The organism is Sphingomonas sp. P3_C5 (genome assembly GCF_056402635.1).
In genome coordinates this window covers 1-13,682 of sequence record NZ_JBFUHA010000017.1, presented here as the reverse complement: position 1 = coordinate 13,682, position 13,682 = coordinate 1, and the positions used below count along the sequence as shown (strand labels likewise).

At 64.9% G+C, this 13,682-nt stretch carries 12 protein-coding genes and 1 pseudogene; 10 read left to right on the top strand and 3 right to left on the bottom strand.

Annotation, left to right across the window (positions count from 1 at the left end):
- From AC1DVS_RS25840 to AC1DVS_RS25830, 3 genes are read right to left on the bottom strand one after another with little or no spacing between them, the layout of a single operon-like run.
- Positions 1 to 1,041 (bottom strand): enoyl-CoA hydratase/isomerase family protein, encoded by a 1,041-nt coding sequence (locus AC1DVS_RS25840; protein WP_478027374.1) that lies wholly within the window; start codon positions 1,039 to 1,041, stop codon positions 1 to 3.
- Entirely contained in the window at positions 1,038 to 2,183 is a 1,146-nt protein-coding gene (locus AC1DVS_RS25835; protein WP_478027373.1) for an acyl-CoA dehydrogenase family protein, read from the bottom strand. The genes AC1DVS_RS25840 and AC1DVS_RS25835 overlap by 4 nt, the downstream gene beginning before the upstream one ends.
- On the bottom strand, positions 2,180 to 3,289 hold the full coding sequence (locus AC1DVS_RS25830) for a polysaccharide deacetylase family protein (protein WP_478027372.1): 1,110 nt from the start codon (positions 3,287 to 3,289) through the stop codon (positions 2,180 to 2,182). Before AC1DVS_RS25830 ends, AC1DVS_RS25835 begins: the two co-directional genes overlap by 4 nt.
- Positions 3,290 to 3,401: 112 nt before the next feature.
- On the opposite strand from AC1DVS_RS25830, the gene AC1DVS_RS25825 reads away from it, so the two are divergent.
- The 10 genes and pseudogenes from AC1DVS_RS25825 to AC1DVS_RS25780 all read left to right on the top strand — a co-directional run.
- A complete protein-coding gene (locus AC1DVS_RS25825; protein WP_478027371.1) occupies positions 3,402 to 4,448 on the top strand; it encodes an AraC family transcriptional regulator in 1,047 nt (348 codons plus the stop codon).
- A gap of 108 nt (positions 4,449 to 4,556) precedes the next feature.
- On the top strand, positions 4,557 to 5,354 hold the full coding sequence (locus AC1DVS_RS25820; protein WP_478027370.1) for a sterol desaturase family protein: 798 nt from the start codon (positions 4,557 to 4,559) through the stop codon (positions 5,352 to 5,354).
- A 137-nt stretch (positions 5,355 to 5,491) separates the two neighbouring features.
- The gene (locus AC1DVS_RS25815; protein WP_478027369.1) at positions 5,492 to 5,983 is read left to right on the top strand and encodes a GreA/GreB family elongation factor; all 492 of its coding nucleotides are present in this window, start codon (positions 5,492 to 5,494) and stop codon (positions 5,981 to 5,983) included.
- A gap of 14 nt (positions 5,984 to 5,997) precedes the next feature.
- Entirely contained in the window at positions 5,998 to 6,456 is a 459-nt protein-coding gene (locus AC1DVS_RS25810; RefSeq protein ID WP_478027392.1) for a YaiI/YqxD family protein, read from the top strand.
- Positions 6,453 to 6,635, top strand: a complete 183-nt coding sequence (locus tag AC1DVS_RS25805; protein WP_478027368.1) for a hypothetical protein — start codon at positions 6,453 to 6,455, stop codon at positions 6,633 to 6,635. Before AC1DVS_RS25810 ends, AC1DVS_RS25805 begins: the two co-directional genes overlap by 4 nt.
- Positions 6,636 to 6,783: 148 nt before the next feature.
- Positions 6,784 to 8,028 carry an efflux RND transporter periplasmic adaptor subunit gene (locus AC1DVS_RS25800; RefSeq protein ID WP_478027367.1) on the top strand — a complete coding sequence of 415 codons (1,245 nt, stop codon included), beginning with the start codon at positions 6,784 to 6,786 and terminating at the stop codon, positions 8,026 to 8,028.
- Positions 8,029 to 8,035: 7 nt separating this feature from the next.
- Complete coding sequence (locus AC1DVS_RS25795; RefSeq protein ID WP_478027366.1) at positions 8,036 to 11,221, top strand: efflux RND transporter permease subunit; 3,186 nt, start codon at positions 8,036 to 8,038, stop codon at positions 11,219 to 11,221.
- A complete protein-coding gene (locus AC1DVS_RS25790) occupies positions 11,221 to 12,669 on the top strand; it encodes an efflux transporter outer membrane subunit (protein WP_478027365.1) in 1,449 nt (482 codons plus the stop codon). Before AC1DVS_RS25795 ends, AC1DVS_RS25790 begins: the two co-directional genes overlap by 1 nt.
- A 107-nt stretch (positions 12,670 to 12,776) precedes the next feature.
- Positions 12,777 to 13,298 carry an N-acetyltransferase family protein gene (locus AC1DVS_RS25785; RefSeq protein ID WP_478027364.1) on the top strand — a complete coding sequence of 174 codons (522 nt, stop codon included), beginning with the start codon at positions 12,777 to 12,779 and terminating at the stop codon, positions 13,296 to 13,298.
- A gap of 191 nt (positions 13,299 to 13,489) precedes the next feature.
- A pseudogene (locus AC1DVS_RS25780) lies at positions 13,490 to 13,682 on the top strand (IS630 family transposase); the annotation flags it as partial.

Sequence of the window (13,682 nt, the reverse complement as noted above, 5' to 3'; positions counted from 1 at the left end):
TTATGCGGGCGTCCACGCCTCGCCATCGGGCAGGGGCGCGAAGATCTGGTCGATGATATGGTCGGTCACGCCCTCGGGCGTCGCCGGATTCCAGGCGGGCGCATTGTCCTTGTCGACGATGACCGCGCGGACGCCTTCGAGGAAATCATGGCGCTGCACGACATGCGCGCCGACCGCATATTCCTGGCGCATCTCGTCCTCGAAGGTCGGCATGGTCGCGCCCTCGTGGAGGAGACGGAGCGAGACCTTCATCGTCTGGGGCGATTTGGTGCGGAGCAGGGCGAGCTGCTGTGCGGCCCATTCGCCGGGATCGGCTTCGAGCGCGGCGAAGATATCTTCGAGCGTGTCCGAGGCGAACAAGCGGTCGATCGCGCCGCGGTGAGCGAGGATGCGCGCGTCCGGGGCGGGTGTGGACAGCGCATCGAGGATCGCCTCGATCCTCTGCGGTTCTGCAGCGATTTGGGCCTTTGCGTCATCGAGCGTGTCGCTGGCGAGGTAATGGGTGGCGAGGCCAAGGGCGAGGCATTCGGCGCCATCCAGCCGATGGCCGGTCAGCGCGAGGAACTGCCCGGTGCGGCCGGGCAGCCGCGACAGATACCAGCCGCCGCCGACATCGGGGAACAGTCCGATCCCGGTTTCGGGCATGGCGAGGCGGGTATTCTCGGTCGCGACACGGTATTTTGCCGGCTGCGAGAGACCAACGCCGCCGCCCATGGTGATGCCGTCCATGAAGGCGACAATCGGCTTGGCATAGGTGAACAGCCGATGGTTCATCCGGTATTCGGTGTGGAAAAATGCCCGCGCCTCGGCGCCGTCCTTCGCGCCGCTCTCGGCCAGCATGCGGATGTCGCCGCCCGCGCAAAAACCGCGGCCTTCGGCATGGTCGATCAGCACGGCTTCAATCTGCGGGTCGGTGCGCCATGCTTCGAGCGCTTCGAGGATGGTCGCGCACATCGCGGTGGTGAGGGCGTGGATCGCCTTTGGCCGGTTCAGCCGGATGCGGGCGATCTTGCCTTCGACCTGGGTGAGGACTTCGCTCATTGCCGCGTCAAATCCCGGCCGACGATCATCCGCATCACCTGGTTGGTGCCTTCGAGGATCGAATGCACTCGCAGGTCGCGCCAGAAGCGTTCGATCGGATAATCCATCAGGTACCCGTAACCGCCATGGAGCTGCAACGCGCGGTCGGCGATCGAGGAGCCGGTGTCGGTGGCGAGGCGCTTGGCCATGGCCGCGAACTTGGTCTTGTCGGGCGCGTTCGCCGTCACCTTCGCCGCCGCCATGTAGAGCAAAGCGCGGGCCGCCTCGAGATCCGTCGCCATATCGGCGAGGGTAAACTGGGTGTTCTGGAAATCGGCGATCGCGGTGCCGAACTGCTTGCGCTCCTTGGTATATTTCACCGCCTCGTCGAGGCAGCGCTGCGCCCCGCCGAGCGAGCAGGCGCCGATATTGAGACGGCCGCCGTCGAGCCCCATCATCGCGATACGGAAGCCCTCGCCCTCGGCACCGACCAGATTTTCCTTCGGCACGCGGACGCCGTCGAACATCACCTGGCGGGTCGGCTGCGAATGCCAGCCGAGCTTGCGCTCGTTCGCGCCGAAGCTGACGCCGGGCATGTCCTTTTCAATCACCATGCAGGAAATGCCCTTGGGGCCATCCTCACCGGTGCGGACCATGGTGACATAGACTTCGTTCTCGCCCGCACCCGAGATGAACTGCTTGGAGCCGGTGACGATATAATCGTCGCCGTCCTTCACCGCCTTGGTCTTGAGCGCCGCCGCATCGGAACCGGAGCCGGGCTCAGTGAGGCAATAGCTGGCGATCTGATCCATCCCGACAAGGCCGGGGAGATATTTGTCCTTCACCGCCTGGCTGCCGAAGCGATCGATCATCCAGGATGCCATATTGTGGATCGAGATGAAGGCGCTGGTCGAGGGACAGCCATAGGCCATCTGCTCCATGATCAGCGCGGATTCGAGGCGGCCGAGCGCGATGCCGCCGCTCTCCTCAGAGACATAGATGGACGCGAAGCCTAGTTCTGCCGCTTCCTTGATCGTGTCGCGGGGGAAGATGTGCTTCTCATCCCATTCAGCCGCGAAGGGCGTGATGCGGTCAGCCGTGAATTTACGCGCAAGATCCTGGATCTCGCGCTGATCGTCAGTGAGGTCGAACTGGTTGGTCATAACGAGGTTCCTGAACGCCATATCCTGCGCGCTGTAAACGCCAATTCCGGACAGTTGCGACGCCAGCGCCAACGCTGTACGGTGCATCTGCGATGCCGCGCGCGCAGCACGGCGGCCGCGCTTTTTATCGCAAGTGCCGGCTGGTGCATCACCCGCTCCGCGAACAGCGCACCAGCGATTTTCACATCATTGCGCTCATACCAGAGCGGGCCGGGAACCCCTTTCTGCCATGCCAGCGCCTCAGGCAAGGTGCCGTTGGAGGCTGGGACGTCGAGCGTCTCGTGGTAGATCGGATCGGCAAAGGCCTGATCGGCCGAAACGATCCGCCAGCCGTCCTTTCTTAGTGCCTCGACCAGCGGGCCGATATAGCGCGCCGCAAGGTCAGTCTCATGGAGCAGGATGACATGGGCGGGTGAGCGGCCGATCGTGCGGCGCATCAGAGCCTCGGAGAAATCGGAGGAACGGACCATCGTCTCGACATAGAGATCACGCAAAGCCGCGTCATCGATCGGCTTGCCGGCCTTTCGCGCATCGAGCGCGAGGCGTTCGAGATACCAGTCGGAGCCATCGATCGTCACCGGCGCGACGAGGAGGCCGCGCGTCGCCAGCCCGGCCAGCACCGTGCGGCGCTTGGCCTGATCCCTGCCGCCCTGATTGAGCCCCGGAAAGCGGAACCAGGGACGGTAGCCCGGGCGGCCCTTCAGCCAAGCCTCGGCCTTATCGATATCGGCGAGGAAGGAATCGGCGGGCATGGACGAAAGGTCATGATGCGAGAAGCTGTGATCAGCCAGCACATGCCCGGCCGAGCTATAGGCCGCGATCCGCTCGGCGGCGCCGTCACCATGGGCGATACGGCCGGGGTTGAGGAAGAAGGCGACCTGACTGACGCCCGCCGCATGCAGGCCGGCGATCAGGCGGCTGGTGCGCTCCTCCTTGGTATAGAAAGCGCCCGGCGCGCGCGGTACGTCATCGAAGCTCAGCGCGATCGTCTTGCGGGTATCCGGCACCACGGGTGCGCTGCGCGGCAGCACGTCCATAGCCGCAGACATCGGCGCCGCGGCACCCGCCAGGGCTGCGATCACGACGAGGAACCGGAACAGGCTCATCGCTGGACGAGTCGGGCTGCACGCATGGTGCCGGTCTATCTCGCTTGGTTAATGATTCCTACTCCGGCCGGCGATGGACTGAGTCCGGCCGCCAAGCCATAACCGCGCCAGAATGACACGGCCCGACCTTCTCGATGCAGTGCTGCGGATGCTGGCGATCGGCCAGCTGGTGCTGATAGCCTTGGTGATCGGCCGTGGCCGTGCGCCGCGTCAGATCAGGCTGGCGACGACGATGCTGCTGCTCGGCGTATCCTCCTACCTCACGATCGCGACGCCGTTGTTCGGGCAGATTCGCGGGCCGTTCTGGGCGGTGATGCAGCTTGCCGCGCAATCGGTGCCGCTCATGCTGTGGGTGTTCGCGCATCTGTTGTTCGAGCGCCCGATCGACCGGCGTGCGCTGGCTGCGGGAATCGCGGTGACCCTGGGCTGCTGGGTCTGTTTTTACCTCGTTCGCGTGCTGGGGCTGCATTTCGGGGCCTGGATCGCACTTGTTCAGCGCAGCGCGTCGCTGCTGATGATCGGCCATGCGATGCTGATCGCAATCCGGGAGCGCGGCGACGATCTGATCGAGAAAAGGCGACGGCTGCGGGTCGGCTTCGTGATTGTAGTGGGATCGCTCGCCTTCATCGTGATCGCGCTCGAAATGCTGTTCGGCTTTCGCCGTGCCGGATCGGACATCGCGATCGCTCAGTCGCTGGCGATCCTGATCGCAACCACCGCGATGGGCGTCGCGCTGCTTCAGAGCGATCCCGACCTGCTGTTCGACCCCGGTGAGCCCGGGCCGGCACCGGCGCCGAGCTTCAGCCCCTCCGAGCATGTCCTAAACCGTAAGCTCGAGGCTGCAATCGCCGAGGCGGTCTATCGCGAGCCGGGCCTGAGCATCGGCAGCCTCGCCGACCTGCTCGACACGCCTGAGCACCGGCTGCGCAGCCTGATCAACCAGCGGCTGGGCTATCGCAATTTCTCCGCCTTTCTCAACCATCACCGCATCGGCGAGGCCAAACAGCTGCTGGTCGATCCGGCGCATGTCGACCTGCCGATCCTGACGATCGCGATGGATCTCGGGTACGGCTCGCTTGCGCCTTTCAACCGGGCATTTCGCGAAACGGTCGGCCAATCGCCGAGCGAGTATCGCCGGGAGAATATCGTCCGAAACTGAAAAATGCCGATCGATTTCGAAATCGATGCTATTTTTCCGGGTGCGCGCAGCACTGCCTGACGGTGCGGGATAGAGCGGCGGTCGATCCTCATCGAACGGAGCCTGCACGTGATCGCAACCCTGCAAACCCTTGGCAACCACTGGCTGCACAGCTTCTCGACCGAGATGGTTCGCTATCTGTTCGGGGCTGCGGGCGTCGCTATCGTCTATTGGCTGCTGCGCCGCTGGACCGCACCGCGCCGCATCCAGCAGCGCGAGGCGACCTTGGCCGATCGCCGGCGCGAGCTCCGGCTCTCAGTGCAGACGATCGCGATCTTCGGGGTGGTCGACCTGCTGGCCTTTGCGATGATCGCCGGCGGGGTGGTGAAGATCGCCCATGGCTTCGATCCGGGCATCGTCGCGGTCCAGCTCGTCGCGCTGGTCATCCTGCACGATGCCTATTTCTATTGGATGCACCGCGGCCTGCATTCGCGCATGATGTTCCGCCGCGCTCATTCAGCGCATCATCTGTCGCGCACGCCGACCTCCTGGGCCGCCTATGCCTTCGCGCCGATCGAATCCGTGTTCGAGGCGCTGTATGTGCCGATCGTCCTGCTCGGCCTGTCGCTGTTCGGTGCCGTCTACCCGCTCGCCATCTTCATCTTCCTGGGCCACCAGATCGCCCGCAACGCGATCGGCCATTCGGGGCATGAGCTGGCATGGTCAGGCTTCACCCGCTCGCCGCTGACCGGCTGGATGACCACGACCACCCACCATGACCTGCACCACAGCGAAGGCCGGCATAATTTCGGGCTCTATTTCACGTGGTGGGACCGGATGATGGGCACCGAGCATCCGCGTTATCATGAGCGGTTCGAGGCAGTCGCGTCACGCAAGGCGATCGGCGGCGAGGTGGCCGCCGCCTGAGGGTGGAAGTCGAACCGGGAAGACCGGTCGCCGACCAGCGCGTGGCGCGGATCGAGGCAGCGCTTGGGTGGTTGAAGGCGTGCGCGACTGGACGGACGCCGCTGATGGCGCCATCGGGGACCGCGAGGAGAAACCCCATGAGCGTCGCCTTTCGTCGTGAGAGCGATGAAGAACATCTGGAGCCGAAATTCGAGCTGCCGCTGCCGCCGGGACCCAATCTGGTGACGGCCCGCGGCCTTGCGCTGATCGAGGCCAAGGCAGAGGCGCTCGAGGCGGCAGTCGCGGCCGAGGCCGATGAGGCCGCACGCGCGGTGCTGAAGCGCGAGATGCGCTACTGGAACACGCGCCGGGCAACCGCGATCGTCGCACCGATCCCCACTGGCGAAGAGGTTGCGTTCGGCACTCGCATTACCTTCCGGCTGAACGGTGCGGTGCGGACGATCGACCTCGTCGGCAGCGACGAGGCCGAGCCGGCGGCTAACCGAATCCCCTTCACCGCTCCCCTTGCGGCGGCGATGATCGGTGCGGGCGTGGGCGAAACGCTCGACTTCAACGGCAAGGCCGACGCGATCGAGATCCTCGCGATCGGGGGCCTCGACGCCAACCCGGAACCGGAGTCACGGGACTGACACATTTTGCGACAATCCGAATCCTTGTCGATGCCGATGCTTGCCCCGTAAAGGACGAAATCTACAAGGTGGCCTTTCGCCACGAGGTGCCCGTGACGATCGTGAGCAACAGCATCATGCGTATCCCCATTCATCCGCTCGTCGAGCGGATGGTGGTGAGCGACGGCTTCGATGCCGCTGACGACTGGATCGCCGAGCGTGCCGATCCCGGCGCGGTGGTCGTCACCGCCGATATCCTGCTGGCCGACCGCTGCCTCAAGGCGGGCGCGACGGTGATCTCGCCGACGGGCAAGCCCTTCACCACCAGCTCGATCGGCGCTGCGATCGCGACGCGCGCGATCATGGCCGATCTGCGCGCAGGCGGGGACGCGATCGGCGGCCCGGCGCCTTTCGCCAAGACCGACCGGTCGCGTTTCCTATCAGCGCTCGACCAGGCGCTGGTGAGCCTCAAGCGGAAAGCGGGACGGGCATGAGCGAGGACAGATTCGAGCGGCATCGGCAGCCCTGGACCAGCGACGAGATCCAGAAGCTCCATACGCTCGCCAAAAAGGGCATGGCGCTCAAGGCGATAGCGAAGGCGCTCAAGCGAAGCGAGGAATCCACCAAGGACCGAGCGAAGGCGGACAGCCTCACTATCGCAAAACTGCGATAGAATGTAGGAGACGCGGTGTGCACTGGGAGAGGGCCTGACCGCCATCGGCGGATCAGGAACCAAGGCTGATCGATACGGTTAGAGATCCCGGTTGCGCGCGAATTCCATCGCGAGAGCGTCGTTGCGCCCCGGGGCGATGGGAGTTCGAATGACGGTGAATGTGACCAGGCCTGCGCGCTCCCTGACGGCGATCCCCGGATCGATCGCGTTGCTTGGCGCGCTGGCGTTGCTCGCGGGCTGCGGGGGCGGTTCGTCGCAAAAGAGCGGCGGCGGAAGGCGGGGCGCCTCCGGACCCCCGCAGGTCGGCTATGTCATCCTGCAGCCGACCAGCGTGCCGATCACGACCGAGCTCTCCGGTCGCACCACCGCCTTTCAAAGCTCCGAGGTTCGTCCGCAAGTGTCGGGCATCATCCGCCGGCGCTACTTCACCGAGGGTTCGCTCGTTCGCGCAGGCCAGCCGCTCTACGAGATCGACCCGAGCCTGTACCGCGCCGCGACCAATCAGGCCCAGGCCAATCTCGCCAGCGCTGCGGCCAATGCCGAGGCGACCCGGATCAAGGCGGAGCGGTACAAGCCGCTCGCCGACATCGAGGCCGTAGCGAAGCAGGACTATACCGACGCCGCGGCACAGGCACGCCAGGCAGCGGCCGCGGTCGCGCAGAACCGCGCCGCGCTTGAAACCGCCCGGATCAACCTGCGCTTCACCACGGTTCCGGCGCCGATCACCGGCCGGATCGGGCGCTCGCTCTTCACTGAGGGCGCTCTCGTCACCGCGAGCCAGACCGACCCACTTGCGACGATTCAGCGGCTCGACCCCATCTATGTCGATATCCAGCAATCAAGCGCTGATCTGCTCGCACTGCGCCGCCAGCTCCAGAGCGGCGGGCTCGTCGCGACCAGGGCCGATGTCCATCTGAAGCTCGAAGACGGCAGCGATTATGGCTATGCCGGCTCGGTCGAGTTCGCCGAAGTGGTGGTTGATCCGGCCACCGGCACAGTGACTCTGCGCGCCCGCTTTCCGAATCCGCAAGGGCTGTTGCTGCCGGGGATGTTCGTCCGCGCAAGTTTCGCCCAGTCGATCGACAACAGCGCCTATCTGGTGCCGCAACAGGCGGTCGCGCGCGATCCCAAGGGCAATGCGACGATCTTCGTCGTCGGCCCGGGCAACAAGGCGGTGCAACATACCGTGACGGCGACCCGCGTGGTCGGCACCAACTGGGTGGTGACGAACGGCATCAACCCCGGCGACAAGATCATCGTCCAGGGGGTGGGCAAGGTGAAGCCCAACCAGCCGGTCGTTCCGGTCCCCGCCTCGACGCCCGAAAAGATCGGCGCGCCGGATGGCAAGAGTCGAGGCAGCGGCGGCAAAAAGACCGACCGGTCGCAAGGTTGATCGGCGCGTGATTTCCCGCATCTTCATTGACCGGCCGATCTTCGCCTGGGTCGTCGCAATCATCATCATGCTGGGCGGGCTCGGCGCGATCTTCTCGCTGCCGATCGAGCAGTTTCCGGACGTGGCGCCGCCCCAGGTCAATGTCCGCGCAAGCTATCCCGGCGCCTCGGCAGAGACGCTGGAAAACAGCGTCGCCCAGGTGATCGAGCAGCAGCTGACCGGCATTGACGGGCTGCTCTATTTCACCACCAATTCCTCGTCGCGCGGCCAGGTTTCGATCAACGCGACCTTCAGCAAGGGCACCGATCCGGACATTGCCCAGGTGCAGGTGCAGAACAAGGTGCAGCAGGCGATCTCGCGCCTGCCCGCCCAGGTTCAGCAACAGGGTTTGACCGTCACCAAATCCAACCCCGATTTCCTCCTGATCGCCGCGATCTACGACACGACCGACACCCGCACCAATCAGGACGTGTCGGACTATATGGTCTCGAACTTCCAGGAGAAGATCGGCCGCATCCAGGGCGTCGGCGACACCCAGGTGTTCGGCGCCCAATATGCGATGCGGATCTGGCTCAATCCGAACCGGCTGGCGAGCTTCGGGCTGATCCCCAACGACATCATCACCGCGATCACCGCGCAGAACGCCGAGGTTGCCGCCGGCGAACTCGGCGGTGTGCCGAGCGGGCCAGACCAGATGCTCGACGCGACCGTGACAGCGCAGTCGCGCCTGTCCACGCCCGCGCAATTTGCAAATATCGTGGTCAAGACCCAGCCCGATGGCTCGGCCGTGCACCTGTCCGACGTTGCTCGCGTCGAACTCGGCGCCGAGAATTACAACATCGCCAGCCGCATCAACGGCCATCCCGGCGCCGGCATCGCGATCAGCCTGTCCCCCGGCGCCGATGCGCTGACCACCGCAGAGCTGGTCAAACAGGCGGTTGAAGCCCAGTCGAAGGACTTCCCGGCCGGCTTCACTTATAATTTTCCGCAGGATTCGACCGAGTTCATCAAGCTGTCGGTCGAGGAGGTGGTGATCACCCTCGTCGAGGCAATCATCCTCGTCGTGATCGTGATGTTCGTATTCCTGCAGAGCTGGCGCGCGACCCTGATCCCGACGATCGCGGTGCCGGTCGTGCTGCTCGGCACCTTCGGCATTTTCGCGATCGCCGGCTTCACGATCAACACGCTGACCCTGTTCGGGCTCGTGCTCGCCATTGGCCTGCTGGTCGACGACGCCATCGTCGTGGTCGAGAATGTCGAGCGGTTGCTGGACGAGAATCCGGGCATGAGCCCTCGCGATGCGACGATCCAGTCGATGAACGAGATCACCGTCGCGCTGATCGCGATCGCGCTCGTGCTGTCGGCTGTGTTCCTGCCCATGGCGTTCTTCGGCGGATCGACCGGCGTGATCTATCGGCAATTCTCGGTGACGATCGTGTCGGCGATGATGCTGTCGGTCCTCGTCGCGCTGGTGCTGACGCCGGCGCTGACCTCGACCCTGCTCAAGCGCAAGGACGAGGAGACCGAAAGCCGCTTCGCCTGGGCACGCACGCTCAGCCACTGGAGCGAGCGCGCGAAAATCTGGTTCAACACCAATTTCGCCAACATGGTCGATAAATATCAGCGCGGCGTCTCGAAGGTGGTGGATCGCAAATGGATCTTCCTCGCCATCTATGCCTGTGTCGTCGCGATCCTGGTGATCCTGTTCGTGCGGTTGCCGACCGGCTTCCTGCCGACCGAGGACCAGGGCAGGACGCAGATTCAGTGGAACCTCGCGCCGGGCGCGACGCTCAGTCGCACCCAGATCGCGCAAAGCCAGATCGAGAAATATTTCCTCGAAAACGAAAAGGCCAATACCGATGCGCTCATGACGGTCGCGGGCGGCGGCGGCGGCGGGCAGAATACCGGTCGCGGCTTCGTCGCACTGAAGGACTGGAAGGATCGCAAGGGAAAGCAGAACGGGGCTGACGCAATTTCCACCCGCGCTACCAAAGCGCTGGGGGGCTTGCGCGATGTCGAATTCTACGCGACCCCGCCGCCAGCGGTGCGCGGCCTGGGCCAGTCGACCGGCTTCACGCTCGAGCTCCAGAATACCGGCGGCCTGCCGCGCGCCGAGTTCAAGGCCGCCCGCGACAAGCTGATGGCCATGGGACGCGCCGACCCCGACCTTGCCGCGATCCGTCCGACCGATCTCGAGGACCAGCCGACGTTGAAGGTCGATGTCGATGCGCAAAAGCTGAGCACGCTCGGGCTCGCCCAGGCCGATGTGAATTCAACGTTGTCGACCGCCTGGGGTGGCCGCTACGTCAACGACTTCAATGATCGCGGCCGGGTCAAGCGCGTCTATGTCCAAGGCGACGCGCCCTATCGCTCCAAGCCTGAGGACATATCGCAATGGTATGTTCGAGGATCGACCGGCGCGATGACCCCTTTCTCGTCCTTCGCGACCACATCCTGGGCGACTGCGCCCTCATCGCTCAGCCGCTTTCAGGGTATCGCGTCCTATGAAATCCAGGGCGCCGCCGCACCGGGCAGGAGCTCGGGCGAGGCGATGAACAAGATGGAGGCCTATGCCGCGCAGATTCCGGGCGTGAGCGTCGCATGGAGCGGCATCTCATTCCAGGAGCGGCTCTCCTCGGGGCAGGCGCCCTATCTCTACGCGCTGTCGCTGCTTGTCGTGTTCCTGTGCCTCGCCGCGCTCTATGAGAGCTGGACGATCCCGATCGCAGTGTTGATGATCATTCCGCTCGGGCTGGTCGGCGCCGTGTTCGCGGTGACGCTGCGTGGTTTGCAGAACGACGTCTATCTGCAGATCGGCCTACTGACGACGATGGGCCTGGCCGCCAAGAATGCGATCCTGATGATCGAATTCGCCGAACAGGCCGAGAAAGAGGGCAAACGCGTGATTGAGGCGGCGCTGGAAGCGGCCCGCATCCGTCTGCGACCGATTCTGATGACCAGCCTCGCCTTCATCTTCGGTGTGTTGCCGCTAGCCATCTCGACCGGCGCCGGCGCGAACAGCCGGGTCGCGATCGGTACCGCGGTGATCGGCGGGATGCTGACCGCGACGATCCTCGCGATCTTCTACATCCCGCTGTTTTTCGTCCTTGTCCGCCGCAGCACGCGGGACATCATGAAGCACATCCATCACGAACATCCCGCCCCGCCCCCAGTGCCAGAGGGGACAGCCTGATGCGCCGCCTTGCCCTGTTCCTCGTTGCGACTTCGCTCGGCGCCTGCTCGATGGACCCGCATTATGTCCGCCCGGAGCTTCCGGTGCCGCCGTCCTGGCCGGTCGGTGACGCCTATCTGAAGCAGAGCGAGGCGGCGCTGCCGAGCGTCACCTATCGCGATATCTTCCGCGATCCGCGCCTCCAGTCGCTGATCGAGCAGGCGCTGGCCAACAATCGCGACCTGCGCGTGGCGGCGGCGAATATCGCTTCGGCGCGCGCGCAATATCATATCCAGCGCGCTGAATTGCTGCCCGAGGTCGACGCAAGCGGCGGCTACCGCTTCTCCGATCCAGGCGGCGGGAACGGCTCCGGGACAAGCACCAACCGGGGGAGCGGCAGCTTCAGCGCCGATATCGGGATTAATGCGTTCGAGATCGACTTGTTCGGCCGCGTCCGTTCGCTCAGCACCGCCGCGCAGAACCGCTATTTTGAGACTGAGGCGGCGTCACGGGCGACGCGGCTGACCCTGGTCGGCGACATCGGTACGGCCTGGCTGACTTATGCGTCCGACAAGAGCCTGTTGAAGATCGCGCAGGATACCGCCGCAAGTGCCGAAACCAGCGTCAGGCTCACCTCCGCACGCCTGAAGGGCGGCATCGCGCCCGGCACTGACCTCGCCCAAGCGCAGATCGTGCTCACCACCGCGCAGTCCGACCTGGCCGAGCAGACGACGGCGGTCGCGCAGGACGTCAATGCGCTGCAGTTGCTGGTGGGAGCGCCGATCGATCCGGCCCTGCTGCCCGCTTCGATCGACGAGGTGGCGCCGAGCATCGCCGAGCTCCCGGCCGGGCTCGATTCGGGCATATTGCTGCGCCGACCCGATGTCGTTCAGGCGGAATATGAGCTCCGCGCGAGCAATGCCGAGATCGGCGCGGCGCGGGCCGCTTTGTTCCCGCGCATCACGCTCACTGCGCTGGCCGGGCTTGCCAGCAGTGGCCTGAGCAATCTGTTCACCGGCGGAGCGTTCAACTATTCGGTAGCGCCAAGTGTGAACTATCCGATCTTCCGCGCCGGCGCCGGCCGCGCGGGCGTGCAGCAATCCGAGGCGCAGCGCGACGTGGCGCTCGCCAATTACGAGAAGGCGATCCAGACGGCGTTCCGCGAGGTCTCGGATGCGCTCGCACGACGCGGGACGATCGAGGCGCAGACCAATGCCCAGCGGGCGCTGACAGCGGCCGCCACGACCAATTACCGCCTGTCCGAGGCACGCTATCGCGGCGGGATCGACACCTTCCTGCAAAGCCTGGATGCGCAGCGTTCGCTCTATTCGGCGCAACGATCGCTGATCGCGACCCAGCTTGTCGCGGCGAGCAACCGGGTCACGCTTTACCGCGTGCTCGGCGGCGATGCGACGCTTGATGTGACAGCCTCTGGACCCAGGCCGGCGAGCGCGACCGCGCCATGCTGATAGCGGCGGGGGTGACATTGGGCGGCGGCCATGCCAGCCTTGTCGCCGAAGGCAATGCGATCAGGCGGTTATGGCCGTAACTGGCCGCGGGCTTGGGGAGGATTGAGATGGGCCACCATATACGCCGCTTCGCGCCGAGCGACCGCGACGCGATGCTCGCCTTCGCCGCGGGGCTGCCCGAACATGATTTGCTCTTCCTCGGCCGCGACCTGCGGCATCCGCGCGTCATCGAAGCCTGGCTCTCTGCGATCGAGGAGGGCTGGATCGACAGCCTGATCGCCGAGGATGGCGGCAAATTCGTCGGCACAGCGGCGCTGGTACGGGATCCATTGAGCTGGAGCGCGCACGTCGGCGAGATCCGCCTGCTCGTCTCGCCCGACAAGCGCGGCGCGGGGCTTGGACGCGATCTGCTCGAGGGGATCTACGCGGTGGCTATTGAACGCGGCATCGAGAAGCTGATCGCGCAGATGACGCCCGACCAGATCGGTTCCGTGATGCTGTTCGAAAGCCTTGGCTTCCGCGCCGAGGCGTTGCTCAAGGACCATGTCCGCGACCAGGCGGGCAAGACGCATGACCTCACGATCCTGGCGCATGACGTCGCGCGGATTGGGAGTGGCGCGCGAGCTTGAGACGGGGCCTGTGTGACCCTGTATCGATCAGGTTAGGCCAACTCGTCACCCCGGACTCGTTCCGGGGTCCATTGCTCCGCGTAAGCAACGCTTGAAGCTCTTGCGGAAACATGGATGCCGGAACTAGTCACCTGGAACTGAAGTAAGTTACATTGTAGACTGATCCTGTCTGAACGACGGGAGCGAACGGGATGGCGCGTGGTCGGGCTGTTGAACCACTGATTTTGACGGCAGATGAGCGTAGCTATTTGGAGCGGCAGGTTCGGCGCCATCGGGTAGCGCGCTCACTGTCGGAGCGCTGCCGTATCGTCTTGCGTTGCGCCGATGGCCTGCAAAGCGGCCTGCAAAGCAAGGAGGTGGCGGCCGAGCTCGGCGTCGGTGAAC

What these genes read in the sequence shown, in the direction of transcription:
- AC1DVS_RS25840 (WP_478027374.1), bottom strand. Translation starts at nt 1,041, where the DNA reads ATGAGCGAAGTCCTCACCCAGGTCGAAGGCAAGATCGCCCGCATCCGG.
- AC1DVS_RS25835 (WP_478027373.1), bottom strand. Translation starts at nt 2,183, where the DNA reads ATGACCAACCAGTTCGACCTCACTGACGATCAGCGCGAGATCCAGGAT.
- AC1DVS_RS25830 (WP_478027372.1), bottom strand. Translation starts at nt 3,289, where the DNA reads ATGAGCCTGTTCCGGTTCCTCGTCGTGATCGCAGCCCTGGCGGGTGCC.
- AC1DVS_RS25825 (WP_478027371.1), top strand. Translation starts at nt 3,402, where the DNA reads ATGACACGGCCCGACCTTCTCGATGCAGTGCTGCGGATGCTGGCGATC.
- AC1DVS_RS25815 (WP_478027369.1), top strand. Translation starts at nt 5,492, where the DNA reads ATGAGCGTCGCCTTTCGTCGTGAGAGCGATGAAGAACATCTGGAGCCG.
- AC1DVS_RS25805 (WP_478027368.1), top strand. Translation starts at nt 6,453, where the DNA reads ATGAGCGAGGACAGATTCGAGCGGCATCGGCAGCCCTGGACCAGCGAC.
- AC1DVS_RS25800 (WP_478027367.1), top strand. Translation starts at nt 6,784, where the DNA reads ATGACGGTGAATGTGACCAGGCCTGCGCGCTCCCTGACGGCGATCCCC.
- AC1DVS_RS25790 (WP_478027365.1), top strand. Translation starts at nt 11,221, where the DNA reads ATGCGCCGCCTTGCCCTGTTCCTCGTTGCGACTTCGCTCGGCGCCTGC.
- AC1DVS_RS25785 (WP_478027364.1), top strand. Translation starts at nt 12,777, where the DNA reads ATGGGCCACCATATACGCCGCTTCGCGCCGAGCGACCGCGACGCGATG.